Source organism: Kitasatospora sp. NE20-6 (assembly GCF_045862635.1).
Genome location: NZ_BPRL01000077.1, coordinates 1 through 25717, shown reverse-complemented (window position 1 = coordinate 25717; position 25717 = coordinate 1). Strand labels below are relative to the sequence as shown.

The window sequence follows — 25717 nt, the reverse complement described above, 5'->3', positions numbered from 1 at the left end:
GGCCGCGGTAGGCCTGGCCCTACCTCCCGCGGTAGGGCCAGGCCTGCTGACCGGGCCGTCCGCGGGCGGTTGGCTTCCGGTATGCGAATGGGAATGCTGCGCATCGCGCTGAAGTCGTTGAGGGTCCGCTGGGTGTCGCTGGTCGGCGCCTTCGTCGCGCTGGCCCTGGGGGTCGCGATGACGGCGGTGATGCTGCTCGGCCTGGCCGCGGCGGTGTCGCTGCCAGGCGGCGAGGCCGTGGTGTCGCTGGTGGCGGCCCTGGGCACGGCGGGCGGGGTGAGCGCGTTCGTGTCGGCGTTCGTCGTCGCGTCGACCTTCTCGTACGTCGTCGCGCAGCGGCGGCGCGAACTCGGCCTGCTGCGGCTGGCGGGCGCCACCCGGGCCCAGGTGCGGCGGACCGTCCTCGTGGAGGCCGTCGTGCTCGGTGCGGCCGCCTCCGCGGCGGGCTGCGCGCTCGGCCGGCTCGCGGCCCCGGCGATGGTCGGGTGGCTGGCGGACGTCGGCATGGCGCCGCCCGGCTTCACGACCGGCCACCAGCAGTGGCCGCTGCACGGGGCGTTCTGGACGGGCCTGCTGGTGGCCCTGGGCGGGGTGGCGGTGGCCGCCCGGCGCGCCGGGCGGTTCGGCCCGCTGGACGCGCTGCACTCGGCCGACCTGGACACCGGTGTGATGACCGGCGGCCGCCTGCTGTGGGGCCTCGGACTGCTGCTGACGGCCGCGGTCATGATCGCCTCCGGCCTGGTCACGGATCCGGCCGACCTGCTCCACCGCAAGACGTACACCGTGCAGCCGATGGTGCTGATCTCCGCGTGCGGCCTGCTCGCGCCGGTGATCGCCCGGCCGGTGCTGCGGCTGCTCGCCCGCCTCCCCGCCCGCTGGACCCGCTGCAGCGGACGGCTGGTCCGGGAGAACGCCTCGGCGGCGCTGCGCCGCACCGGCGCGATCGCCGCGCCCGTCCTGGTGTCGGTGGCGCTCACCGGTTCGCTGGCCGGCGCGCTGGCCACCGTGGGCGGGGCCCGTGCGGCCGAGGCCCTGGCCCGTACCGCGGCCGACTTCGTCGTCACCCCGCAGGCCACTCCCGACGGCTTCCCCGGTGCGCCCGCCGCGCCCGCCGCGTCCACCGCGCTCACCGACGCGCTGCGCGCCGTGCCCGGTACGGTCGTCTCCCCCACCGCGCCCACGCGGCTCGCGATCGTCGAGGCCGACGGCACCGTCGTCCGGAGCGAGGCGCGGGCGGCCGATCCCGCCGCCCTGGCCGTGGTCGCCCGGCTGCCCGTGGTCACCGGCTCGGTGGCCGGTCTCGACGACGGCGGCATCGTGCTGCCCCTGGAGTGGGGGCGGCGCACCGTGGGCGCGCCGGTGGACGTCGTCCTCGCGGACGGCACCCGGACGACCCTGCGCGTCGCCGCCGTCCTGCGCGACGGACTCGGCGACAACGGCCTGTACGTGACCGCCCGCAACGCGCCCGGCACCCGCGTCGACCGCATCGACGTACGGCTCGCGCCCGGCGCCGACCGCGCCGCCGCCACCCGGCTCCTCGCCACCGCCGCCGCCGCGCACGGTGCGGCCGTCGCCGACCGCGGCGACCTCCTGGCCGCGAGCGCCCCGGCGAACGTCCGGATCGTCCGGCTGCGGGCCGTCCTCGTGCTCGGCCTGGCCCTGGTCTACACCGCCATCGCCCTCGTCAACACCCTGGTCATGGCCACCGCCGACCGGCGTCGCGAGCTCGCGCTGCTCCGCCTCGCCGGTGCCACCCGCAGCCAGGTGGTGCGGCTGGTCACCGCCGAGTCGGTGCTGGTCGTCGCCGTCGGCGCCGTGATCGGCTGCGGCGTGGCGGGCGTCCAGATCGGCAGCATGCACGCGGCGCTGGCCCTGCTCGGGGTGCCCGCGCCGGTGGCCCTGCCGTGGCAGCCGGTCGGGCTGGTGACGGCGGCGTTCGCGCTGCTGGCCGTCCCGTGCGCGGCGCTGTCCACCGTGTGGGCGCTGCGCGGGCGGCCGGTCGTCGCGGCGGCGCGCTGACCCGGGGCGGGTGCCGGGGCGAGTGCCGGGGCGGGCACCGGAGACGGCTCCCCGCCGATCCGCTCCGCACCATTCGACAACTTTACGGTTGTACAAGTGGACGGTTGTGCATAGGGTGCCGGTATGACAGTCATCGAGGACGAGTTGAGCCTGGTGTTCGCGGCGCTGGCCGACCCGACCCGGCGCGCGATACTGGAGCGCCTGGCCCGGGGCGACGCGACGGTCAACGAGCTCGCCGAGCCGTTCGCCATCAGCCAGCAGGCCGTCTCCAAGCACCTGAAGGTGCTGGAGCACGCCCGGCTCATCTCACGGACACGGGCCGCCCAGGCGAGGCCCTGCGCGCTGGAGACGGTGCACCTCGACACCGCCTCCGACTGGATCGCACGCCACCGGCAGATCTGGGCCGACCGCCACGACCGGCTCGCCGCGCACCTCAGCACCCTGCAGGCCGCCCCGGCCACGGACGAGGGAGCGACACCATGACCACGACCGGCGAGTTCACCCACCGGCGCGTCCACCACGCCCCGCCCGAGCTGCTGTTCGACTGCATGACGACGCCCGAGCACCTCACGCACTTCTGGGGACCGGCCGGCACCACCACGCCGCTCGACGGCATCGTCGTCGACCTGCGGCCCGGCGGGGCCTTCGAGACCACCATGGTCGACCGGGCCGGCGGCAACGCCTACACCATGAAGGCCGTCTACGCCGAGATCCGCAGGCCGGACCTGCTGGTGTGGGTGGAGCCCGGCGTCGAGGGCGGCATGCGGACCACCGTCACCTTCACCGACCTGGGCGACGGACGCACCGAGGTCGTCACCCGCCAGAGCAACCTGCCGGCCGCCTACCGGAGCGCCGAGGCGCAGGCCGGGTTCCGTACGAGCCTCGACCGCTTCGACGCGTACGTGGCCGGTGTCGGCACCGGGCCGCAGGCCCCGTGACCTGCGGAGGACCCATCGGCACACCCACCGGACCAGGGAGCACACCATGCCACGCACCACGTCCAGGGACGGCACCACCCTCGCGTACGAGCGGACCGGCGACGGCCCCGCCCTCGTCCTCGTGGACGGCGCCCTCTGCCACCGGGCCGCAGGCCCCGCGCGACCGCTGGCCGCCCTGCTGCGGACCGCCTTCACCGTGTACACCTACGACCGGCGCGGCCGCGGCGGGAGCACGGACACCGCGCCGTACGCCGCCGCCCGGGAGGTCGAGGACCTGCAGGCCGTGATCGACCGGGCCGGCGGCCGCGCCCACGTGTACGCGATGTCGTCCGGCGGCGCCCTCGCCCTGGCCACGGCAGCGGCCGGACCCGGCATCACCCGTCTCGCGCTGTACGAACCGCCGTTCATGGCCGAGGCCGGGGAGGCCGCCCGGAACAAGGAATACACCGCGCGGCTCGCCGACCTGCTCGCGGCCGGGCGACACGGCGACGCCGTGGAGCTGTTCATGGCCCGCGTCGGCATCCCCGCCCCGGCCGTCGCCGGACTCCGCACCCGGCCGGACTGGGCCGCGCTGGAGGCGATCGCCCCCACGCTCGCGTACGACGACGCCCTGCTCGGCGACGGCAGCGTGCCGCGCGCCACGGCGGCGGCCGTCACCGCACCGGCGCTGGTGCTCGCCGGAGGGGCGAGCCCGGAGAATGTGCGGATCGCCGCGCGGGCCACCGCGGAGGCCCTCCCCGCGGCCGGTCACCGGGTGCTCGACGGCCAGACCCACGACGTGCACGCCGAGGCACTCGCGCCGGTGCTGGCCGAACACTTCGGCGCCCGCTGACCTCCGGCGCCCGGCCCGCGTCGGGCGGTGGCACCATGAAGGCATGGCCAGGTGTCCGACGAGGCCGCCCGCCGGGAGCGGTTAGCGGTGCGCACGCCGCCCGCACAGACGGCGACCGCCGGCCCTGCGGGCCGGACGGGCCGCGCGGGAGGTACCGGCGGTACGGGCCTGCGGGTGGCCGTGGTCGGCTCCGGCCCGGCAGGCCTGTACACCGCCGAGGCGCTGCTGAAACAGGCCCCGCCGCAGGACGGCGGCACCGACGGCATCGAGGTGGACGTCCTCGAACGCCTGCCGACGCCGTACGGCCTGGTGCGCTACGGCGTGGCGCCCGACCATCCGTCGATCAGGTCGATCGCCGACCACCTGCGGCAGGTCCTCGAAGACCCGCACGTCCGGTTCCTCGGCGGGCTGTGCTTCGGCACCGACCTGGATCGCGCCATGCTCCTCGGCTGCTACGACGCGGTGGTGTACGCCACCGGCGCGAGCCTGGACCGGCGCCTCGGGGTGCCCGGCGAGGACCTGCCGGGCAGTGCGGCCGCGGCCGACTTCGTCCGCTGGTACTGCGGGCACCCCGACGCCGACGAGGGCGGGTTCACGCTCGACGCCCGGTCCGTCGCGGTGATCGGGACGGGCAACGTCGCACTCGACGTGGCCCGGATCCTCGCCGAGCCCGCGGCCGCCCTCCGCGACACCGACGTACCCGAGCAGGTGCTCGCCGCGCTGGCCGCCAGCCGGGTCCGGGAGGTCCACGTCATCGGCCGCCGCGGCCCGGCACAGGCCCGGTTCACCACCAGGGAACTGCGCGCGATCGGCGAACTGCCGGGCACCGACGTCGTCGTGGACGCGTCCGCGACCGACCTCGACGCCTTCGACCCGACCGGCGCGAGCAGCAGGCTGGCCGCGTCCGACCGCCGGATCCGCGACATCACGGCGGTGCTCGCCGGCTGGGCGGGTCGCACGCCCCCGGGCGGCGCACCTTCGGGCGGATCGCGCCCGGACGGATCGCACCCGGGCCGTCCGCGGCGGGTGGTGTTCCGGTTCTGGACGCGGCCGGTGGAGATCGTCGGCACCGGCCGGGTGGAGGCCCTCGTCGTCGAGCGCACCAGGACGACGGAGGCGGGCCTCCTGGTCGGCACCGGCCTGCGGACGGTGCTCCCGGTGCAGCTCGTGCTCCGGTCGGTGGGCTACCGCGGCACCCCGCTGCCCGGGGTGCCGTTCGACGAGCGCCGCTCGGTCGTGCCCAACGCCGAGGGGCGGGTCCTGGCGCCCGACGGCTCGCCGCGGCCGGGCGAGTACGTCGCCGGCTGGCTGAAGCGGGGGCCGACCGGGGTGATCGGCAGCAACCGGTCCGACGCCGCGCAGACGGTCCGCTCCCTCCTCGCGGACCGGGCCGCGGACCCCGTCGTGCCGCCGTCGCGCTCCGCCACCGCGGCGCCGCGGCTGACCGACCTGCTGGCGGAGCGCGGTGTGCGGCCCGTGAGTTACACGGAGTGGCTGGGCATCGACGAACGCGAGCAGCAGCTCGCCGCGGAGCTCGGACGGGGCAGCCGCGTCAAGCTCTGCGACTGGGACGACCTCAACCGCGCCTGCGGGCACCCGTCGCCGGACACCGACCGCTGAACCGCCGTACCCGGCCGCGCATCCGCTGCCGGGGCGGCCCGCCGGGAGACTTGAGTTCGCCGGACCGCGGGGCCGTTGGGCGGAGCCGGGGTCGGCCGCGAGGGTGTCGCGCCCCGGCCGGAGCCGCCCGCCCGGATAGTTGGGTGGTCCGCCCCGGCCACCGGCCGGCCGAAGAACGGGAGCTCCGCCCCCATGCCCCACTCGACCACCGCGTCGCTCGACGGTTACTCGGAGAAACGGGGGACGGCCCTCGCCGGCATGTGCGTGGCCGCCGGCATGGTGTGGCTGTCGTTCGCGGACTTCGGCGTGGCCGTGCCGACCATCTCGGACGAGCTGGCGGTGTCGCTGCCCGATCTGCAGTGGGCCAACAACGCGTTCAGCCTCTCCACCGGCGCCCTCGTCCTCGCCGGGGGCCGGCTGGGCGACGTGTTCGGCCGCAAGCGGATGCTGGAGATCGGCCTCGTGGTGATGGGCGCCGTCTCGCTGGTGGCGGCGTTCGCACCGGGGGTCACCGGCCTGATCGTCGGCCGTGCCGCGATGGGCGTCGGTGCCGCGATGATCCTGCCCGCCACGCTGGCGCTGATCCCGCCGATGTTCCCGCCGGAGGAGCAGCCGAAGGCGTTCGGGGCCTGGATGGCCGTCGCGTGGGTCGGGCAGGCCGCGGGCCCGGCCGTCGGCGGCATCCTCACCGGCGTGCTCGGCTGGCGGTCCACGATCTGGATCAACGCGCCGCTGGCCCTCGTGGGCCTGTGGCTGGTGCACCGCGCGGCGGTCGAGTCGACCGACCCGCGCGCCTCCCGGCACATCGATCTGCTGGGTCTGGCCACCAGCGCCCTGGCGGCGTTCTGCCTGCTCTACGGGTGCACCGCCGGGCAGGAGGAGGGCTTCGACGACCCCGTGATCATCGGCCTGCTGGTGGGCTCGGTGGTACTGGCCGCACTCTTCGTGCTCCTGCAGAAGCATCTCGCCGATCCCCTCGTCGACCTCCGGCTCTTCTCGTCCCGGCCGTTCTGCGGCGCCCTCGTCGCCAACTCCGTGATGAACATCGTCTTCGCGGGGGTCAGCTTCCTGCTCACGCTCTACCTCCAGGAGGTCCGCGGGTACGGCCCGGTCACGGCCGGCCTCCTGCTGCTGCCCTCCACCGTGACGATCCTGCTGTTCAACCCGTACGGCGGCCGGGTCGCCGCCCGACGCGGCGCCCGGCTGCCCGTCGTGGCCGGTCTGCTGCTGCTGGGCGCGGGCACGCTGGTCGCGGCGGTCATCGGCCGGCACTACGCGTACGCGATCCTGGCCGCCGGCCTGCTCGTGCTCGGCGCGGGCCTCGGCCTGATGTCGATCCCGCTGTCCGACACCGCGGTGGCCGGCCCGCCGGAGGAACTCGCCGGGACGGCCTCCGGCATGTTCAAGGTGACCAGCATGCTCGGCGGCGCCTTCGGCGTGGCCGTGACGGTCGCCGTCCAGCAGTCCGTGGAGTCGCACCAGGCGATCGACCGGGCCAAGGCGGCCGGCCTGTCCGACGCCGACGCCGACCAGCTGGGCGACGCGGTGACGGATTCGGCGCTGGCCTCCCAGATCATGTCCTCGGTGGACCAGGCCACCCGTGACGCGATCACCGCGGCCTTCCACGAGGTGCAGGCCGTCGGCACCGCCCGGGCCATCGCGCTGTCCGGCCTCCTCGCGCTCGTGGCCGCGCTGGTCATGCCCCTCGTCTGGCGCCTGGCCCCGCCCGCCCGGCGGAAGGACGTGCACGCGGTCCGCCGGGAGGAGCCCTCCACGGAGAGCTGACCGGACGGCCGGTGGGCGCGACCCGGTGGGCGCGACCCGGTGGCCGTCCCGCCGTCGGCCCGCCCGCGGTGCTGCTACCCGGTGGGCGTGACGCCTGCCGTGCCCGTCAGCGCCCGCTGGACGAGCGGTGCGTCATGGGCGGTCGTCTCGATCCAGACCGGACGGCCCGGCACGCTCTCGTAGCGGGTCACCGTGCGCCCGACCTTCTCCGCGAACCGGTCCGGCTCGGCCCCGGTGACCACCACGACGCGGCCGCCCGCCGGCACACCGACCTCGCGCCCCGCACGGCGGCCGGTGAACCGCACGGCCGCCGCACCCGGTTCCACCTGCAGGTGGCCGGACGAACGGGCGTCCAGCAGCTCCAGCCTGGAGTCCGTCGCCAGGCGGCACGGCACGCGCACGCCGCTGCCCCGGGTGAACGCCGCGGACCGCCGACCGGCCCGGGCCAGCGCCAGCCGCGGGACGACCTGGTCACGCATCAGGTCGACCAGGAACCGCACCGGCACGTCCACCCACTGCTCCGTCCTCGCGACCGCATCCGGCGGCCCACCGTAGAGCACGCCCTCCCCCGCCCGCACACCCGGCCGGACCGCTGCCCGGTCCGGTCGCCGGGCGCAGCGGTGCGTACCCGTCAACCGATGCACAATCAGTGCGCTTTGCCCGCACGGGGTGCCGACCGGGACCGTCGTGTCCGGCACATCGCGCGCGTACGGGCGAGGCGGGCCGTCGTGGGCCTCCGTGGGCCGCACGCCGGTGCCCGCGAAGGGGGACCAGGACGGGACGTGGACACGATCGCCTTACCACCCTCAGGTCCGTGGCCGGAGTTCGTGCACCAGCGCGCGGCCCTGCTGATGCCGCTGGGCACCGCCTCCGCCGAGGACGGCTTCGACGCCTCCGACGGCTGGGCCCGGCAGCAGGACGGCCCGGAGTCCCTCGCCGCCCCGGCGCCGGGATGGAGCGTCCTGCTGGACGCCCCGCTGGTCACCGTGCAACGGCCGGGCGGGCAGGTGTGGTGGAAGGGCGACGTGGCGGTCGGCCGCGACTGGCGGCGCGCGGCGCGCACGCACGAGGCCGTGCTCCTCGTCGCGGGGCCGTTCACGCACCCGGCGCAGTTCCCCGCCGCAGCGGCCGCCGGAGTGCTGCGCCTGCTGGTCGCCGCGGTCACCGTCGGGGGTTCCACCTGGTAGCACCGGTCCGGCGGGCCGCCCCTGCCGCCGTACCGCTGTGCCGACCCCGCCGCACCCTGCCCGGCCTGCCTGCCCTGCCCGTCGTGGACGGACGGTCCGCCGGAACGGGCCCGCACCGACCCCCGGACGACCGCGTGCACTCCTCCCTTCGGGGCACACGCAAGAAGGGCGGACCGGACACCACGGCCGGCGCGGACAGCACGGACAGCACGGACAGAAGGGAAACGGCCATGCAGGAGGAAGTGGTCACTGCCGATTCCGTCTCCCACACCCTGGCCCAGGCCAGACGGGCGGCCGCCGCCCACCTGCGCGCCCACTGCGCGTGGGCCGACGAGGAGGCCGTGCTGATGGTGATCTCCGAGCTCCTGACCAACTCGGTGCGCCATGCCGCCGGCGGCTGGCGGCTGGCGCTGGCCGTGTTCCCGGACCGCCTCGTCGCCGACGTCGTCGACCGCAGCCCGCGGATCCCGCAGCCGCGCCCCCCGGACCTCACGGGCGGCGGCGGCATGGGCTGGCACCTCGCCGAACGCCTCACCACCCGGCTGGACGTCCTCCCGCACGCGGAGGGCGGCAAGACCGTCCGCGCGCTGTGGACCGCCCGGCAGCAGGCGCCCGTGCCTCACCAGGAATCCGCGGCGGCCGGCGGCCCGGCAGCCTGACCGGACACCGGGCCCTCGGCCTGACGGACCCCGCGCCCACCACGGCGTGAACGTGCCTGCGCCTGCCCCCGGGACTGCCCCCGGGCGCCTGCGGGCGCAGCGTCTGCCCCGGACCCCGCCGAAGATTCCTGCGCATGTCACGGCTCGGTGAGGGCAGCAGAACCTCCGTCACACGATCACGACCTGCAAGGAGTTCCTGTGCTTCCTCTCGTCCTCGTCCTGCTGCTCGCCGTCCTGCTGTTCGGCCTCGGCTTCGCCGTCAAGGCGCTGTGGTGGATAGCCGTCATCGTCCTCGTCCTCTGGCTGGTCGGTTTCGTCGCCCGCGGCACCAACGCCGGCGGCTCGCGCGGCCGCTGGTACCGCTGGTAACGCCGGTAACGCCTCACCGTGACGGCCGCCGGGCCGGTGCACCGCCGATGTCCGCGGTGGCACCGGCCCGGCGGCCTTTCCGGCGCGCCGACGGGGGATCCCCCCCCGGACGCACGGCCACGGCCAGCCCACCCGTCGCGGAGGAGCGTCCGGAGCCGGACGGCCGAGGGCGGCGGCCCGGGCCGAGGACCGGCAGCGGGCGTTCTACCCTGTCGGTATGCAGATCCCTCCGCTGCCCGACGGACACACCCACGACGGCCCCGCACCGCGGACCGCCGGCCTGGAGGAGGTCCGACGGCTGCTGGCCGGGCGCGGCGTGGCCGTACTCAGCGGGGCCGGGCTGTCGACCGAGTCCGGCATCCCCGACTACCGCGGTGCCACCGGAAGCCGGCGCCGCCAGCCGCCCATGACGTACCAGGACTTCGTGGGCAGCGAGGAGAGCCGCCGCCGGTACTGGGCGCGCAGTCACGCCGGGTGGCGGACGATCGCGCGGGCCGAGCCGAACGCCGGGCACCGGGCCGTCGAGGAACTGCGCCGGTCCGGACACGTGACGGCCGTGATCACCCAGAACGTCGACGGCCTGCACCGCGCGGCCGGCACCCCCGACGCCGTGGAACTGCACGGCGGGCTCGACCGCGTCATCTGCCTGGGGTGCGGGCGCACCAGCCCGCGCGAGGACCTCGACGTGCGGCTGAGCGCGCTGAACGGCGCCGCGCGGGACACCGGCGCCCACGTCAACCCGGACGGCGACGTCGAACTGCCGGACGCGCTCGTGGAGAACTTCCGCATCGCCCCGTGCGCGGCGTGCGGCGGGATCCTCAAACCGGACGTGGTCTTCTTCGGCGAGAGCGTCCCGAAGCCCCGTGTCGAGCGCTGCTTCGACCTGGTCGACGCCGCCCGCGCGCTCCTGGTGCTCGGGTCGTCCCTCACCGTCATGTCGGGCCTGCGGTTCGTCCGCCGCGCGGCACGGAACGGCACCCCCGTCGCGATCGTCAACCAGGGCGCGACCCGTGGCGACGCCTTCGCCACGGCCACGGTCTCGCTGCCCCTCGGCGCGACCCTGACCGCCCTGGCGGAGCACCTGGGCGCGGCCCCGACCACCCGGTGACCGACCCACCCGTCCCCCTGCACGACGGCCCCGGTCGACCACGGCGATCGCCGCGTGGTTCCGCGCATGCACCACGACCGCTCGGTGCTCCGGTCGTGCCCGGCAGTCCGGCGTTCCCGCGCGCCGCGGAAGCCTGAAGGGGAAAGACTGAAGGGCGGGGACGGATCCCTCCCTGTCCACGCGAGAGGAGTGGTGCGCGATGAGGCTGGTGCTGCAGCAGTTCCTGTCGGTGGACGGCGTCTCCCAGGGGCCCGGATCCCCGGACGAGGACACCAGCGACGGGTTCGCCCGGGGCGGCTGGTTCGTCCCTCACCTGGACGAGGCGTTCGAACGGCTGGCCGCCACCTGGCTCGGCACGGCGGACGCGTTCCTGTTCGGCCGACGCACCTACGAGAACTTCGCCCGGGACTGGCCGGAGATGGGCGACCACCCCAACGCCCGCATCCTGAACGGCTTGCCGAAGTACGTCGCCTCCCGGAGCCTGACCACCGCAGGATGGAACCCGACGACGATCCTCTCCGGCGACGTCCCCGCCCAGGTCGCCGAGTTGAAGCGGCAGCCCGGCCGTGAGCTCCAGATCCACGGCAGCGCCCGGCTCGGCCGGTCCCTGCTGGCTGCCGGCCTGATCGACGAACTGCGGCTCGCGATCGCCCCCGTGGTCGTGGGCAGCGGACGACGCCTGTTCCCGGACGGCGGCACCGCGGCCGGGCTGCGCCTGCTGCACAGCGAGACCACGCCGCGCGGAGTCGCGGTGCACGTCTACGAGTCGACGGGCCTTCCGGAGTACGGGACGTACGGCGCCGACGCGTAGGCGTTCACGCAGGCACAGGGCCGGGCCGGGCCGACCGACGCCGGGTTCCCGGATCGTCCGGGTGTCTTGGCTGTCGGCGACGCCGTCGGCCGCGGGCCGCGGGGGTGCGGCTCGTGCCAGGATGCTCGGTATGTCTGGTCGCGCACTGAGCTTCGGAACAATGGCGGATGCGTACGAGCGGTTCCGGCCGGGGTATCCCGTGGAGCTTTTCGACCGGGTGACGGCGTACGCGGGTCGGCCGGTGCGGACGGCCCTCGAAATCGGTGCGGGGACGGGCAAGGCGACCCGTCTGTTCGCCGGGCAGGGGGTCGCGGTCACCGCGACCGAGCCCGACGGTGCGATGCTCGCCGTACTGCGCAGGCACGTTCCGGCAGGTGTCAGGACGGTGCAGGCCGCGTTCGAGGACCTGCGGCCCGGCGAGAGGTACGGGCTGGTCTTCGCCGCGGCGGCGCTGCACTGGACGAGTCCGGAGGGCCGGTGGTCCCGCATGGCCGGGCTGTTGGAGCCGGGGGGCGTGTTCGCCTCGTTCGGTGGGCCGGTCCAGCTGACCGACCCCGCCGTGGAGGAGGCCGTCCGCGCGGCGCGCGCGCCTTTCCTGGAGAGCGACGAGGTGCCGTCCCCGGACGGCACGCCTCCGGGGCACGCCATGCAGTGGCCGGGTACGGAGCTCCGACGGTCCGAGTGGTTCACCGACGTTCAGCAGTCCTCGGTCGAACGGCGTCTGACGATGAGTGCCCGCGACTACGTCGGGCAGCTCTCGACCATCTCGGCCTACCTCGTGCTGCCGGCCCCGGAGCGGCAGCAGGTCTTCGAGCGGATCCTGCAGGTCCTGCCCGGGACGGTCCGGGTTGCCGCCGACCTCACGGTCCACCTCGCCCGTCGGCGCCACGAGCAGTAGGACCCCGGCTGTCGCATGGCGAGGGCGGCGATCGGCGATCGGCGATCGGTGAGCCCTCACGGGACCGAAGCGTGGGGGGCCCGCCCCCCCGGCCGGGGGGGCACGCGGGCCGGGTGCGGGCCCCCCGCCGGCCCCCGTGGGCGCGCCCCCGGCCCGCGGGGCCGGGGCCCCACCGCTTCCGGTCGCCGGGCAGGCCCGTCGGTTCACCCCGGCAGGTCGGCCTCCAGGTAGCGTTCCAGCCCTTCGACCACCAGCTTGTGGTCGTCCAGCTGCGGCAGGCCGGAGATCGCGACGGTGCCGACCGGTCCCACGTGCGCGACGACGATCGGGAAGGCGCCGCCGTGGGCCGCGTAGCGGTCGGGGTCGAGGCGGGACTTCTCCTCGAAGGTGCCGCCCGCGTCGCGGAAGCGCTGGCCGACGAGGTAGGAGCTGGACCCGTACCGCCGCACCACGCGGGTCTTCCGCTCGATCCAGGCGTCGTTGTCCGCGCTGGTGCCGGGCATGGCGAAGTGGAAGAGCTGCTGCTCACCGCGGCGGATGTCGACGGTGACGGGCAGTTCGCGTTCCCGGGCGAGTTCCACCAGCAGGCAGCCGAGCCGCCAGGCGTCCTCGTTGGTGAAGCGGGTGAACTGCAGGCGGAGTTCCTGCTCGACGAGCTCGGCGGTGGTCGTCACAGCTGCACCGTCCGGCCCTCGGCGGCGGAGCGGCTCGCCGCCTCCAGCACGGTGAGGGCGGAGACGGCGTCGCGCGCCTCGACCGGCGCAGGGGCGCGGCCGTGCAGGGCGTCCACGACGCCCGCGTAGTAGCTCTGGTAGGCACCGGGCAGGGTGGGGTGGGCGACCGCGCCGTCCACCGTGCCCAGCTGTCCGTACGCGGACTCCGGGGTGTGGCCCCATCCCTCGTCGGCGGGCGTGCGTCCCGCCCGGAGGGCGTCCTCCTGGCCGTCGAGGCCACGGCTCGTGTAGGCGGCCTCGCTGCCCAGCACCCGGAAGCGCGGGCCGAGGTCGGCGGCGGCCGCGCTCATCCACAGGTGGGAGCGGGTGCCGCCGGCGTGGGTGAGCGCGACGAAGGAGTCGTCGTCGACGGCCGCACCGTCACGGCGTACGTCCAGCTCGGCGTAGACGGACACGGCCGGGCCGAAGAGCGTGAGTGCCTGGTCGACCAGGTGGCTGCCCAGGTCGTAGAGGAGGCCTCCGGCCTCGGCGGGATCGCCGAGTTCGCGCCAGCCGCCCTTGAGCTGGGGCCGCCAGCGCTCGAACCGCGACTCGAAGCGGTGCACCCGGCCCAGCTTGCCCGACCGGACGAGCTCGCCGACGGTCAGGAAGTCGCCGTCCCAGCGCCGGTTCTGGAAGACGCTCAGCAGCAGGCCGCGCGACTCGGCGAGGTCGGCCAGCGCCGCGCCCTCGGCGGCCGTCGCGGCCAGCGGCTTGTCGACGACGACCGGGACGCCGGCCCGGAGCGCGGCGGTGGCGAGGGGGATGTGGGTGCGGTTGGGCGAGGCGACGACCACCAGGTCGAGGCCGAGCGGCCACAGCTCGTCGGCGGAGGAGAGCAGCTGCACCCCGGGGTACCGGGCCGCGGCCTGCTCGCGCCGTTCCGGGTCCGTGGTGACGACGGCGTCCAGGTGCAGCCCGGGGGTGGTCGCGATGAGGGGCGCGTGGAAGACGGAGCCCGCGAGCCCGTAGCCGATCAGGCCGACGCGGAACGGCGCGGCCGAGGGGGTGTTCGGAGTGCTGTTTGCCATGGGGTCCAGTTAAACAACAGTGTGGATTAAGTCGCAAGCGTGTCGCATAATCGATCCGTGACCTCCCGCTCCCCCGATCCCGCAGCAGGCCCCCCGCCGGGCCCCTCCCCGGACCTCTCCCCGGGCACCTCCGCCGCGCCGGACCGGGCGGCCGGACCGGGCCCTGCGCCCATCGCGCCTTCCGGCGCGAACCTCTCCACGCTCAGGGACCACAACGCGGCCGCGGTACTGGCCCTGGTCCGGGCCGCCGGCGCGGCGGGGACCAGCAGGGTCGAGCTCGCCCGCGAGTCCGGTCTGACCGCGCAGGCCATCAGCAAGATCGTGCACCGGCTGACCGGCGACGGCCTGCTCGTGGAGGCGCACCGCGGCGTGTCGACCGGCGGGAAACCGCCCACCCTGCTGTCCCTCGTGCCCGAGGCGCGCTGGGCCGTCGGCGTCCAGCTCGGCCGCGACACGCTCACCGTGCTCCGCGCGGACCTGACCGGGCGGGCCGCCGCGGTCCGCCGGCTGCCGATCGACCTCGCCGCCTGGGGTCCGGCCCGCGTGCTCGACCTGCTGGCCGGGCAGGTCGGTCTGCTCCTCGCCGGCCTGCCGCGGGCCGACGTCCTCGGTGTCGGCGTGGCGCTGCCCGGCCCGCTCGACCAGCACGCGGGGGTCCTGCACCAGGTCACCGGCATGCGGGCCTGGGACGGGCTTCCGCTCCGCGACGAGATCACCCGGCGGCTCGGCCTGCCCGGGATCGTCGAGAAGGACAGCACCGCGGGCGTGCTCAGCGGTCTCGGCTCACCGAACCGGGCCTTCGTCCACCTCGACCAGGGACTCGGCGCGGGCCTCGTCCTGGGCGGCGCGGTGCAGCGCGGCGCCCGGACCAACGCCGGCGAGTTCGGCCACCAGGTCCTCGACCCCGCGGGCCCCCGCTGCCGCTGCGGCAGCACCGGCTGCGTCGAGGCGCTCTGGGCCGCCGCGGCCACGCCCGCGGAGGCGGCCGGCGTCCTCGGCGAGGCCCTCGCCAACCTCGTCCGGCTCCTCGACCTGGACGAGATCGTCCTCGGCGGCCGCGAGGTCCTGGACGCCCCGGACGTCTACCTCACCGAGATCCGCCGCGTCCTCACCGCCCGTCTGCCCGATCCCGCCTGGCAGGCCGTCACCGTCTCCGTCGCCCCGTCCGGCCCGGACGCCGTCGCCCTCGGCGCCGCCGGGCTGGTCCTGGCGCGCGTCTTCGGCTGACGCCGCCCCGGACCCGGCGGACCCTCCACCCGAGACCCCGGCCACCCCCGGGGAGCGGGCCACCGCACCCGACCACCGCACCCGGCCGGATCGACACCGTTTCCCGGACCGGCCCCGGACCGGCCCCGGAAGCCGGCGGGCGACGCCTCCGGGACGCTCCACCAGGGCCGTTCGTGGGGTTTTCGGCCGCAGCCGGGCCACGGCACCGCGTGCGGGCGTCCCGGCGGGGTACGCGTCACGCGGACAACGCCAGGAGGCCCGGATGACCAGCGAGCCCCGACCCGGACGGCAGCTGCTGCGCAGCCTCGTCCGGACCAAGCCCGTCGAGCAGTCGATCGCCGACACCGAGGAGCCGGAGCACGCGCTCCGCCGCTCGCTCTCCGCGCTCGACCTGACCGTGTTCGGCGTCGGTGTCATCATCGGCACCGGCATCTTCGTCCTGACCGGCACCGCCGCGAAGAACCACGCGGGGCCGGCCGTCGCACTGTCGTTCGCCGTCGCCGGCGTGGTGTGCGCCCTCGCGGCGCTCTGCTACGCCGAGCTGGCCTCCACCGTCCCGGTGGCGGGGTCGGCCTACACGTTCGCCTTCGCCACGATCGGCGAGCTGCCGGCCTGGATCATCGGCTGGGACCTGGTGCTGGAGCTGGCACTCGGCGCGGCGGTGGTGGCGGTCGGCTGGTCGGGCTACGTGCAGTCGCTGCTGGAGAGCGCCGGGGTGACCCTGCCCCACGCGATCTCCGGCGCGTCGACCGGCGGGTGGAGCTTCAACCTCCCGGCGACCCTGCTGGTCGTGGTGCTGACCGCGGTGATCCTGGCCGGCATGCACCTCTCCGCCGAGGTCACCCGGGTCATCGTCGGCATCAAGGTGCTCGTGGTGCTGATCGTCGTCGTGGCCGGGCTGTTCTTCCTCAAGGCCGACAACTACGCGCCGTTCGTCCCCCCGGCCCGGGCGGTGGAGGAGACGTCGGGCGGTGCGGCGCCGCTCGTCGAGGCGATCTTCGGCTACACCCCGACGGACTTCGGGGTGATGGGCATCTTCACGGCCGCCGCGGTGGTCTTCTTCGCCTTCATCGGCTTCGACGTGGTGGCGACGGCCGCCGAGGAGACCCGCAACCCGCAGCGCGACGTGCCGCGCGGCATCATCGGGTCGCTGCTGATCTGCACCGTGCTCTACATGGCCGTCTCGATCGTCGTGACGGGCATGCAGAAGTACACCGAGCTGTCGGACGACGCGCCGCTGTCGGACGCGTTCAAGGCGGTCGGCCAGGATGCGTTCGCCGGCATCATCAACGTCGGGGCGGTCGCGGGCCTCACCTCGGTCACGATGATCCTGCTGCTCGGTCAGAGCCGGGTGTTCTTCGCGATGAGCCGCGACGGGCTCCTGCCGCGCACCTTCTCCACCGTCGACCCGAGGTTCGGGACGCCGTCGAGGGCGATCGTGCTGCTGGGTGCGGTGGTGGCGGTGCTGGCCGGGCTGATCCCGCTGGAGGAGCTGTCCGAGCTGGTCAACATCGGCACGCTGTTCGCCTTCGTGGTGGTCTCGATCGGGGTCGTGGTGCTCCGCAGGACCCGGCCGGACCTGCCCCGCTCGTTCCGCTGCCCGTGGGTGCCCGCGCTGCCGGTGCTCTCGGTGCTGGCGAGCCTCTGGCTGATGATCAACCTGCCGGTCGCGACCTGGTGGCGGTTCCTGGTCTGGATGGTGCTCGGCGTGGCCGTCTACGCCTTCTACGGGCGGTCCCACAGCCGGATCGGCACCCCGGACCGGGACCGGACCGGGACGCCCGGCCAGGGCTGACGGGCTGACGGGCTGACGGGCTGACGGGGGCGGACGGGCCGACGGGCGGTGTGGGGTGACGGCCGGTCACCGGCTACCGGCCGGGCGGCGTCTCCCGGGTCTCGGCCGCGGGGGTGTCGCGGATCCCGGCCCTCAGGTGTTCGACGTGGTGGAGCGCCTGGTCGAGGAGCTCGGCGACATGGTCGTCGTGGAGGGCGTAGACGATCGAGCGTCCGTGGCGCTCGCCGGTGACCAGGCCGAGGTTGCGCAGCAGGCGCAGCTGGTGGGAGCAGGCCGAGGCTTCCATGCCGACGGCGTCGGCGAGGTCGCCGACCGAGCAGGGGCCCTCCTGGAGGCGGGCCAGGATGTACAGCCGCGAGGGGGTGGCCAGGGCCTGGAGGGTGGCGGCGACGTCGGCGGTGCCGACGGCGTCGAGGCGCTCGCGGATGGAGGCTCTGCTGGCGGTGCCGGTTCCATGACCCATCGGACCATCATACCTACGACACATGAAGACCTGTTCATATGTTCCTGTATGGTGGACGCGTTCCCACCCGCCCGCGAAGGGTTGTTCCGTCATGCCTTCCGTCCTGGACCGGCGGCCCGCGCAGGCCGCCGCCGCAGCATCGCGCCCGGCGCCCTCCCGGCGGCGTACGCGGATCCTGGCCCTGCCGGAGGCCCGGTGGGCGCTGGCCGCGCTGGTGCTGTTCCTGATCGCCCTCCCCCTGGACGTCCTCGGGGGCCCGGCCTGGCTCCGGGCCTCGCTGTACGCCGCCGTCTACCTCGCCGGCGGCTGGGAGCCGGGACGGGAGGGCCTGCGGGCCGTGCGGGACAGGACCCTGGACGTGGACCTGCTGATGGTGGTGGCCGCGCTCGGCGCAGCCGCCGTCGGCCAGGTCCTCGACGGCGCGCTGCTCATCGTCATCTTCGCCACCTCCGGCGCCCTGGAGGCCGTCGCGACGGCGCGCACGGCCGACTCGGTACGCGGCCTGCTCGACCTCGCGCCGGCCACCGCGACCCGGATCCTGCCGGACGGCGGGGAGGAGGGCGTCCCCGCCGGCTCCCTGACGGTCGGTGACACGATCCTGGTGCGACCCGGCGAGCGGATCGGCGCCGACGGCCTGGTCCTCGACGGCTCCGGCGACGTCGACCAGGCCACCATCACCGGCGAGCCGCTGCCGGTGGCGAAGCAGCCCGGGGACGAGGTGTTCGCCGGCACCGTGAACGGCACCGGCGCCCTGCACGTCCGGGTCGGACGCGACCCGGCGGACTCGGTGATCGCCCGGATCGTGACCATGGTCGAGGAGGCCTCCAGGACCAAGGCCCCCACCCAGCTGTTCATCGAGAAGATCGAGCAGCGGTACTCGATCGGCATGGTCGTCGCCACGCTGACCGTCTTCGCCGTCCCGCTCGCCCTCGGTTCCGCCGTCCAGCCCGCCCTGCTCCGGGCGATGGCCTTCATGATCGTCGCCTCACCGTGCGCCGTGGTGCTGTCCACGATGCCGCCGCTGCTCTCGGCGATCGCCAACGCAGGCCGCCACGGCGTCCTCGTGAAGTCCGCCGTCGTGATGGAACGCCTGGGCCGGATCGACGCGGTCGCCCTCGACAAGACCGGCACCCTGACCGAAGGCACCCCACGCGTCACCGACGTCCGCCCCCGGTCCGGTTCCGGCCTGGACGCCGACGGACTGCTGGCGCTGGCGGCGGCGGCCGAACACCCCAGTGAGCACCCCCTCGCCCGAGCCGTCGTCCGGGCCGCCCGCGACCGCGGACTCGTCCTCGCCGAGGCGTCCGCCTTCACCTCCGTACCCGGTCAGGGGATCACCGCCACCGTGGGCGGACACACCGTCAGGGTCGGTTCCCCGGACCGCCTCGCCTCCACCGGCGCCCTGGCGGTCAGCGGTGCCCGGCCCGGAGGCCCGGAAGCCGGCAGCACGGCGACCGGCAGCACGGAGACCGGCGACACGGAGACCGGCAGCACAGAGACCGGCGACACGGAGACCGATGACACGGTGCAGGCGCTGGAGGGCGAGGGCCGCACCGCCGTCCTCGTCCTGCGCGACGGCGACCCGGTCGGGGTGCTGGGCATCGCCGACCGGCTCCGCCCCGACGCGAAGGCCACCGTGACGGCACTCACCGGACTGGCCGGCCGCCCCGCGGTCCTGCTGACCGGTGACAACGGGCATGCCGCCCGCCGGCTCGCCGGTCTGGTCGGCATCACCGACGTCCGCGCCGGTCTGCTCCCGCAGGACAAGGTGGCCGCGGTCAGGGAGTGGGAGGCCCGGGGCCGCCGGGTGCTCGTGGTCGGCGACGGCGTCAACGACGCCCCGGCCCTGGCCGCCGCCCACACGGGCATCGCGATGGGCACGGTGGGATCCGACCTCGCGCTGGAGACCGCAGACGCCGTCGTCGTCCGCGACGAACTCGCCGCCGTCCCCGCCACCGTGGCCCTCTCCCGCAGGGCGCGCCGTCTCGTCGTCCAGAACCTGGTCATCGCCGGGTCCTTCGTCCTCGCCCTGACGGCCTGGGACCTGTTCGGCACGCTCCCGCTGCCGCTCGGCGTCGCCGGCCACGAAGGCTCCACCGTCATCGTCGGCCTGAACGGCCTGCGGCTGCTGCGCGAGCGCGCCTGGACCGGCTCCTCACCGGCTCCTCACCGGGCTGTGTGACGGCGTCGTCAGCCGGGCTGCCACAGCTCGACGCGGTTGCCCTCGGGATCGGTGACCCAGCCGAAGCGGCCGACGCCCTCCATGTCCTGGGTCTCCTCGGCCACGTCCGCGCCCCTGGCGCGCAGTTGCGCGAGCATCGCGTCCAGGTCGCGGACACGGAAGTTGAGCATGGTCTGCTGCGCGGGGGAGCCGAAGTAGTCGGTTCCGGACGCGAAGGCCGCGAACACCGTCGCCCCGGCCTCCTGACGCCACAGGCCGTTGTCGTCGGCGTCCAGGCCCAGGCACTCGCGGTACCAGGCGCCCAGGGCCGCCGGGTCCGCGGACCGCACGAAGTATCCGCCGATTCCGAGCACACGTTCCATGGCGCCATCCTGCCAGGAAGGACCGCAGGCACCCGCCGCGCACGCCGTCCCGCGCGCGCCGTCCCGGGTCGCGGCGGAACCCGTCGGCCGTGGCCGTGGGGCGCAGCCGCGCGGCCGGGCAGCGGTGTCAGGAGCAGAACCAGCCGCCGACGGTCGCGTCGGCGCCCGCCGCGGTGTTCACGGCCTTGACGAAGAGGTAGTTGTTGCAGCCGTACATCACCGGCGGGGTGAAGACGGCCTGGTAGCCGTGGAGGTCGCCGTAGCCCGGGTAGGCCGCGCCGACGTCCGGGCGGGACCGGTCGGCCCGGAAGGGGCCGTACGTGCCGCCGGCGTACTCGATGTAGACCTGGGCGGGGCCGGTGGAGTCCGGGTCGAGGGCCCAGCCGTTGACGACGATCGACTGTCCCTGCACCGACCAGGAGTCCATCGAGCCGATCGGGTCGTGCCCGACGGCGAGCGGGGAGCAGCCGATCGACGTGTTGCTGCCGGAGCCGACGTTGACCGCGGTGGCGCACACCGCGCCGGTGGCGGTGGGCACGACGACCACCCCGGAGAACGCCTCGCCGCCGGAGCCGTCGGCGGTGAGGGTGGCGACGGTGGTGCCGCCGACGGTGATGCGGACCTTCACCGGGCCGCCGTCCTCGTCGTGGGCCCACCCGGCGACCTTGATGCCGCCGGGGACGCGGGTCGCGGAGGCGAGTTCGCCGTACGGGTCGTTCGCGGGCTCGCCGGGGTCGGTGCACCAGGCCGGCGGGGCGGGGCTGTCGCAGACCGACTGCGCCGACGCGGGCGCGGCGAGCGGCAGGACCGCGGCGGCGGTGAGGGCGGTGGCGGCGGCCAGGCGGCCGGCGAGCGTGCGGGGTCTCATGGGTGTGCTCCTCGGGAGGTGGTGTGCCTCCACTGTCGCGGCGGCCGATAAACGCCCCCTCAACAGCGTGTTGCCGAGGCACGCCCGAGCCCACGGCCCCGCACCCCGCACCCCACGCCCCGCACCCGCGCCCCGCACCCGCGGTGGCCGGGGTCAGAGCCGCGTGGTCATGGTGGCGCCCTGGCCGGTGCGGGTGACGAGGAAGGTCGTCCTCGGCAGGCCGCCGCCGGCGGGCCGGGGGGCTTCGGCCGTGGCCGGGTCGGTGGTGGCGAAGAGGCCGGTGCCTGCCGTACCGGTGTCCCAGGTGTTCCCGTCGGACTGCACGCCCGTGCCGAGGGTGGTGTCGCGTCCGTTGCCGACGGCGGCGTTGCCGGTGGCGGTCGCGTCGGCGTCGGGCAGGAAGAAGCCCCGCACGCCGTTGCGGTAGGCGGTGTTACGGGTGAGCCGGATCCCGCCCGGGTTGCCCTCGTCGTTGAACCCGAGCCCGGTGTTGTCCCAGGCCGCGTTGTTGACGACGCGGTGGGCCACCGCGGCACGGCCGTTGCCGCCGCCCAGCGTGAAGCCGTTGCCTGCGCCGCGCCAGTCGGCGACCTGCCAGCGGTTCACGCCGTTGCCGTACGACCAGTTGCTCTCGACCGTCACGGGGCTGGTGAACCCGCCCAGGTCCAGGCCGTCCGTGGCGTTGCCGTGGAAGCGGCAGCCGCGGACGACGTTGCCCTGGCCGGCGCCGAAGGTGATGCCCAGTCCGATGCCTGCCCCGCCGTGCGCGGCGTCGTCGTGGTTGTGGAAGAAGTCGCTGTCGAGGACGGCGTTGGCCTCGGTGCCCGCGTCCCGCAGGGTGAGCCCCGACCTGGCGTTGTCGTGGAAGGACAGCCGCCGGAAGACGGTGTGGTGGCAGGAGCGGCAGACGTAGGCGTGGCTGGCGGAGCCGAGGAGTTCGAGGCCCTGCACCGTCCACCAGCCCGTCTGCTGGGTGATCGCCCAGGAGGCGGCGGGTATCCCGGAGGCGTCGAGGACGGGCTGTTCGTCGCGGTAGTTGCTGAGCATGATGGGCCGGTCGGCGGTGCCGTCGGTGGTGATGGAGACCGGCCCGGTCATCCGGTAGGTGCCGCCGCGCAGGGCGATCGTGCCGCCCGGCCGGACGGCCGACACGGCTTTGCCGAGCGTCGCGTACGGGTGCGCGAGGCTGCCGTCGCCGGAGTCCGATCCGTCCGGTGCCACGTAGAGGTCGGCCACCGTCACACCGCTGCCGCGCTGGGGTGCCGCCGCCGACGGCGAGGGTCCGGCGGCCGACGGCGGGGGCGGGTCGGCGGACGGTGCGGCGGACGGTGCGGACGGGACGGCACCCGGCGCGGTGCTCGCCGCTGCGGCCGGTGGGCCGCCGTGCGGCGCGGGGCCCGTCCACGGGGCGAGCACGCAGGTCAGCGCGACGGCCGCGGCGACGGCCGCGGCGGCTCCGGCGGCGACCGGCCGGGCGGCGACGTGGTGCGCGGCCGCACCGAACCGTTCGAACAGTGCGGAGTGGCCGGCCGTCGCGGCCGCCTGGGCGCTCCACGGCACGCCGTCCAGCAGGGAGTTCGGCACCACCAGCACGCCGATGCCGGGCAGCAGCTTCTCCGGTGCGACGAGTCCGCCGCGGTGCGCGCCGCACGACGCGCAGTCCCGGGTGTGGCGGGTCAGCCGCTTGCGCCACACCGGGGTGGTGCTGCCGTCCCACCCCTGGGTGACGGCGGCGAGTGCGGGACAGCGGGGCACCGCGTCCAGGGCGCGCACCACGGTGCGGGCGGCCTCCAGCTGGGCCTTCATGCGGCGCAGCCGGACGGCGGTGTGCCCGGGGTCGAGCGCCAGGGCGGCGGCGGTCTCGGTGCGGGTGAGGTGGCCGGACACCTCCTGCCACCAGAGCGCGAGCAGGCGCCGGTCCGCCGGGTCCAGCCAGTCCACGGCACGGGCGAGTTCGCGCCGCTGCCCGGTGAGGACGAGTTCGGCGACGGTGCGCTCGGCGAAGTCGGTGGTGGGGTCGGGCACGTCCGCGACGTCGTAGCGGTGGGGTGTCTCGGCGGTCCGGCGGCGTGCGTGCTGCTGGAGCTGCCGGTAGGCGATGGCGACCAGCCAGGAGCGGAACCGGTCCGGTTCGCGCAGCGACGGCAGGCCGCGGACGGCCCGCAGCATGGTCTCCTGCACGAGGTCGTCGACGTCCGCGGTGGCCCGCAGGGCGCGGCCGACGATGTTGTAGACCAGGGGCAGGTGGAGTGCCACCAGGTGGTTCAGTGCCCGGTCGTCGCCGCCCTGTGCGGCACGGACCAGAACGGCGACGTCCTGCGCCGTGTCGTGCGGGTTGCCCGTGAGCACCGGAGATCTCCTGCCCTGTGCCTCGGCGGGAGCACGAGGCGACGACGCGGGGAACCCAGGGACGCGACACGCTGACACCCGGGCATGGCCATGACTGCGGAGCCGCATCCTGACACGGCGCCACACGGCAGTAAAGCGGCGCTCCCTGATGCCGCGTCCGGCGACCCGGGCGGTGGGCCGGACGGCGACCCCGGCGGCGGCCTCCGCGGCGACCGGGTGACGGCCCCGGACGGTGGCCGGTGGCGGCCCGGCAGAAAATCTTCGGAATTTTCTGTCATCCGTGCGGCGCCCCTCCGTCTACAAGGGGTGCCGCTGCCCGTCCGGGCGGCGGACGACCACGGTGTCCGTCCGGCCCCGCCCCACGGCGGTCGGGCGTGCCCCGTCCCCCACCCGAGAGGAGCACCTGTGTCCGGAACCACCACCGGCCGGGTACCCGTCCAGGCGCGTCCGCGCCACGACCGCGCCCGGCGCCGGCCGCTGACCCTGCTCGCCGCCCTGCTGCCGGCGGTCTGCGGCGTCGTGCTCGGCGCCGGAGCCCAGCACGCAGGCGCCGCCACGCTGCCGGCCGCCGGTACCTACCAGCTCGCCGTCACCAAGAGCGGCAAGTGCATCGACGTCCCCGCCGCCTCCACCGCCAACGGCGCCCTCCTCCAGCAGTGGAACTGCACCCCCGACTCCGACTGGCAGCAGTTCACCCTCACCCCCGCAGGCTCCGGCCGCTACCAACTCGTCAACGTCCACAGCAAGAAGTGCATCGACGTCCCCGCCGCCACCACCACCAGCGGCACCCAGCTCCAGCAATGGGGCTGCGTCAGCACCCAGACCAACCAGCTCTGGACCCTCACCCCCAGCGGCACCAACACCTTCCAGATCGTCAACGCCGGCAACGGCCTCTGCATCAGCGACCAGAACGCCTCCACCACCAACGGCACCGCCGTCATCCAGGAAACCTGCACCGCCAACACCAACAAGCAATGGGCCTTCAAACCCGTCGGCACGACCGCCGCGGCCACGGTCGCCCAGGACGGCACCGGCCGGTACACGACCGTGCAGGCGGCGGTGGACGCGGTCGGCACCGGCAACGCGAGCCGGGTCGTCATCACGATCAAGCCGGGCACGTACCGGGAGAAGGTGACCGTCCCGTCGACCAAGCCGTACGTCACGCTGCAGGGCCTCGGGGGTGCGCCCGGTGACGTGGTGATCGTCAACAACCGCAACGCCGGTACGTACGGCACGTCCGGCAGCGCGACCGTCGTCGCCCAGGGGCACGACTTCACCGCGACCAACCTGACGCTGAGCAACGACTTCGACGAGAACAGCTCCGACACCGGCGACCAGGCGCTGGCGCTGTACCTCGACTCGGACCGCGCGCTGCTGGACAACGTGCGGCTGCTCGGCGACCAGGACACCTTCCTCGTCAACGAGAGCGCACGGGTGTACGCCGTGAACTCCTACGTCGAGGGCACGGTGGACTTCGTCTACGGCGGCGGCGTCGCCGTCTTCGACAACTGCCGCATCTACGAGAAGCGGACCACCGGCGGCCCGATCACGGCGGCGAGCACCCCGGCGGCCCGCGCGTACGGCTTCCTGTTCTACAGGTCGACGATCACCGGGGCGACCGCCAACACCACCCAGCTCGGCCGTCCGTGGCGGCAGGACGCGCAGGTCGTGTACCGCGAGTCCTCGCTCTCCGCCACGATCGCCACCGCGCAGCCGTGGACGAACATGTCGACCAGCACCTGGCAGAACGCCCGGTACTTCGAGTACCGGAACACCGGCGCGGGCGCCGTGGTCAACGGCAACCGTCCGCAGCTCACGGACGCCCAGGCGGCGGCGTACACGCCGCAGAAGTACCTGGCCGGCAGCGACGGGTGGAACCCGGTCGGCTGACGCCGCCACGCAAGCCCCCGCCACGCCCGAACCATCCCCCACCCACCCATCGGAAGGACCATCGTGACCCGTAGGAAGCACCGCGCACACCGGCCGCTGAGTCTGCTGGCGGCTCTGCTGCTCGCCGTGGGCGCCGCCGTCCTGGGCCTCACCGCGGCACCCGCAGGCGCGGCCACGCTGCCGGCCGCCGGTACCTACCAGCTCGCCGTCACCAAGAGCGGCAAGTGCATCGACGTCCCCGCCGCCTCCACCGCCAACGGCGCCCTCCTCCAGCAGTGGAACTGCACCGCCGACTCCGACTGGCAGCAGTTCACCCTCACCCCCGCAGGCTCCGGCCGCTACCAACTCGTCAACGTCCACAGCAAGAAGTGCATCGACGTCCCCGCCGCCTCCACCACCAGCGGCACCCAGCTCCAGCAGTGGGGCTGCGTCAGCACCCAGACCAACCAGCTCTGGACCCTCACCCCCAGCGGCACCAACACCTTCCAGATCGTCAACGCCGGCAACGGCCTCTGCATCAGCGACCAGAACGCCTCCACCACCAACGGCACCGCCGTCATCCAGGAAACCTGCACCGCCAACACCAACAAGCAATGGGCCTTCAAACCCGT

At 74.9% G+C, this 25717-nt stretch carries 24 protein-coding genes; 17 read left to right on the top strand and 7 right to left on the bottom strand.

Annotation, left to right across the window (positions count from 1 at the left end):
* The first annotated feature begins 81 nt into the window (after positions 1-81).
* The 6 genes from SNE206_RS35185 (at position 82) to SNE206_RS35160 (ending at position 7194) form a co-directional block, all read left to right on the top strand.
* Positions 82-2019 carry an FtsX-like permease family protein gene (locus tag SNE206_RS35185; RefSeq protein ID WP_407917641.1) on the top strand — a complete coding sequence of 646 codons (1938 nt, stop codon included), beginning with the start codon at positions 82-84 and terminating at the stop codon, positions 2017-2019.
* Positions 2020-2142: 123 nt separating this feature from the next.
* The gene (locus SNE206_RS35180) at positions 2143-2502 is read left to right on the top strand and encodes an ArsR/SmtB family transcription factor (RefSeq protein WP_407917640.1); all 360 of its coding nucleotides are present in this window, start codon (positions 2143-2145) and stop codon (positions 2500-2502) included.
* A complete protein-coding gene (locus tag SNE206_RS35175) occupies positions 2499-2957 on the top strand; it encodes an SRPBCC domain-containing protein (protein ID WP_407917639.1) in 459 nt (152 codons plus the stop codon). Before SNE206_RS35180 ends, SNE206_RS35175 begins: the two co-directional genes overlap by 4 nt.
* Before the next feature lie 46 nt (positions 2958-3003).
* Positions 3004-3789 (top strand): alpha/beta fold hydrolase, encoded by a 786-nt coding sequence (locus SNE206_RS35170; protein ID WP_407917638.1) that lies wholly within the window; start codon positions 3004-3006, stop codon positions 3787-3789.
* A 51-nt stretch (positions 3790-3840) separates the two neighbouring features.
* Complete coding sequence (locus SNE206_RS35165; protein ID WP_407917637.1) at positions 3841-5409, top strand: FAD-dependent oxidoreductase; 1569 nt, start codon at positions 3841-3843, stop codon at positions 5407-5409.
* 192 nt (positions 5410-5601) lie between these two features.
* Positions 5602-7194 carry an MFS transporter gene (locus SNE206_RS35160; protein ID WP_407917636.1) on the top strand — a complete coding sequence of 531 codons (1593 nt, stop codon included), beginning with the start codon at positions 5602-5604 and terminating at the stop codon, positions 7192-7194.
* 74 nt (positions 7195-7268) lie between these two features.
* On the opposite strand, the gene SNE206_RS35155 is transcribed toward SNE206_RS35160, so the two are convergent.
* Positions 7269-7706, bottom strand: coding sequence for a hypothetical protein (locus tag SNE206_RS35155; protein WP_407917635.1), 438 nt, complete (start codon positions 7704-7706; stop codon positions 7269-7271).
* A gap of 315 nt (positions 7707-8021) precedes the next feature.
* Between SNE206_RS35155 and SNE206_RS35150 the strand changes: the two genes are divergently transcribed.
* The 6 genes from SNE206_RS35150 to SNE206_RS35125 all read left to right on the top strand — a co-directional run bounded on the left by SNE206_RS35150 (position 8022) and on the right by SNE206_RS35125 (position 12226).
* A complete protein-coding gene (locus SNE206_RS35150) occupies positions 8022-8381 on the top strand; it encodes a hypothetical protein (RefSeq protein WP_407917634.1) in 360 nt (119 codons plus the stop codon).
* Between the two features lie 230 nt (positions 8382-8611).
* Positions 8612-9040, top strand: coding sequence for an ATP-binding protein (locus SNE206_RS35145; RefSeq protein WP_407917633.1), 429 nt, complete (start codon positions 8612-8614; stop codon positions 9038-9040).
* Between the two features lie 198 nt (positions 9041-9238).
* Positions 9239-9409, top strand: a complete 171-nt coding sequence (locus tag SNE206_RS35140) for a hydrophobic protein (RefSeq protein ID WP_407917632.1) — start codon at positions 9239-9241, stop codon at positions 9407-9409.
* A 217-nt stretch (positions 9410-9626) separates the two neighbouring features.
* Complete coding sequence (locus SNE206_RS35135; RefSeq protein ID WP_407917631.1) at positions 9627-10517, top strand: NAD-dependent protein deacetylase; 891 nt, start codon at positions 9627-9629, stop codon at positions 10515-10517.
* Between the two features lie 199 nt (positions 10518-10716).
* Positions 10717-11328 carry a dihydrofolate reductase family protein gene (locus SNE206_RS35130; protein ID WP_407917630.1) on the top strand — a complete coding sequence of 204 codons (612 nt, stop codon included), beginning with the start codon at positions 10717-10719 and terminating at the stop codon, positions 11326-11328.
* Positions 11329-11527: 199 nt separating this feature from the next.
* Positions 11528-12226 (top strand): class I SAM-dependent methyltransferase, encoded by a 699-nt coding sequence (locus SNE206_RS35125; RefSeq protein ID WP_407917629.1) that lies wholly within the window; start codon positions 11528-11530, stop codon positions 12224-12226.
* A 203-nt stretch (positions 12227-12429) separates the two neighbouring features.
* Here the strand turns inward: SNE206_RS35125 and SNE206_RS35120 are convergent, their stop codons facing one another.
* Both SNE206_RS35120 and SNE206_RS35115 read right to left on the bottom strand, forming a co-directional pair.
* The gene (locus SNE206_RS35120) at positions 12430-12900 is read right to left on the bottom strand and encodes a heme-degrading domain-containing protein (protein WP_407917628.1); all 471 of its coding nucleotides are present in this window, start codon (positions 12898-12900) and stop codon (positions 12430-12432) included.
* Positions 12897-13970, bottom strand: a complete 1074-nt coding sequence (locus SNE206_RS35115; RefSeq protein WP_407917627.1) for a Gfo/Idh/MocA family oxidoreductase — start codon at positions 13968-13970, stop codon at positions 12897-12899. Before SNE206_RS35115 ends, SNE206_RS35120 begins: the two co-directional genes overlap by 4 nt.
* Positions 13971-14027: 57 nt before the next feature.
* On the opposite strand from SNE206_RS35115, the gene SNE206_RS35110 reads away from it, so the two are divergent.
* Together SNE206_RS35110 and SNE206_RS35105 are read left to right on the top strand one after the other, a co-directional pair.
* Entirely contained in the window at positions 14028-15197 is a 1170-nt protein-coding gene (locus SNE206_RS35110; protein ID WP_407917626.1) for an ROK family protein, read from the top strand.
* 262 nt (positions 15198-15459) lie between these two features.
* Entirely contained in the window at positions 15460-16992 is a 1533-nt protein-coding gene (locus SNE206_RS35105) for an amino acid permease (RefSeq protein WP_407917625.1), read from the top strand.
* Between the two features lie 73 nt (positions 16993-17065).
* Here SNE206_RS35105 and SNE206_RS35100 read toward each other — a convergent pair whose 3' ends face one another.
* Positions 17066-17455, bottom strand: coding sequence for an ArsR/SmtB family transcription factor (locus SNE206_RS35100; protein ID WP_407917624.1), 390 nt, complete (start codon positions 17453-17455; stop codon positions 17066-17068).
* 91 nt (positions 17456-17546) lie between these two features.
* Between SNE206_RS35100 and SNE206_RS35095 the strand changes: the two genes are divergently transcribed.
* The gene (locus SNE206_RS35095) at positions 17547-19637 is read left to right on the top strand and encodes a heavy metal translocating P-type ATPase (protein WP_407917623.1); all 2091 of its coding nucleotides are present in this window, start codon (positions 17547-17549) and stop codon (positions 19635-19637) included.
* Between the two features lie 8 nt (positions 19638-19645).
* Here the strand turns inward: SNE206_RS35095 and SNE206_RS35090 are convergent, their stop codons facing one another.
* From SNE206_RS35090 to SNE206_RS35080, 3 genes are all read right to left on the bottom strand, one after another.
* Positions 19646-19999, bottom strand: coding sequence for a VOC family protein (locus SNE206_RS35090; protein ID WP_407917622.1), 354 nt, complete (start codon positions 19997-19999; stop codon positions 19646-19648).
* 127 nt (positions 20000-20126) lie between these two features.
* On the bottom strand, positions 20127-20867 hold the full coding sequence (locus SNE206_RS35085; protein WP_407917621.1) for a hypothetical protein: 741 nt from the start codon (positions 20865-20867) through the stop codon (positions 20127-20129).
* Between the two features lie 153 nt (positions 20868-21020).
* On the bottom strand, positions 21021-23216 hold the full coding sequence (locus tag SNE206_RS35080) for a sigma-70 family RNA polymerase sigma factor (protein WP_407917620.1): 2196 nt from the start codon (positions 23214-23216) through the stop codon (positions 21021-21023).
* Between the two features lie 405 nt (positions 23217-23621).
* Between SNE206_RS35080 and SNE206_RS35075 the strand changes: the two genes are divergently transcribed.
* Together SNE206_RS35075 and SNE206_RS35070 are read left to right on the top strand one after the other, a co-directional pair.
* Entirely contained in the window at positions 23622-25106 is a 1485-nt protein-coding gene (locus tag SNE206_RS35075; RefSeq protein WP_407917619.1) for a pectinesterase family protein, read from the top strand.
* Between the two features lie 63 nt (positions 25107-25169).
* On the top strand, positions 25170-25717 hold a 548-nt coding region (locus tag SNE206_RS35070; RefSeq protein ID WP_407917618.1), incomplete at its 3' end, for an RICIN domain-containing protein.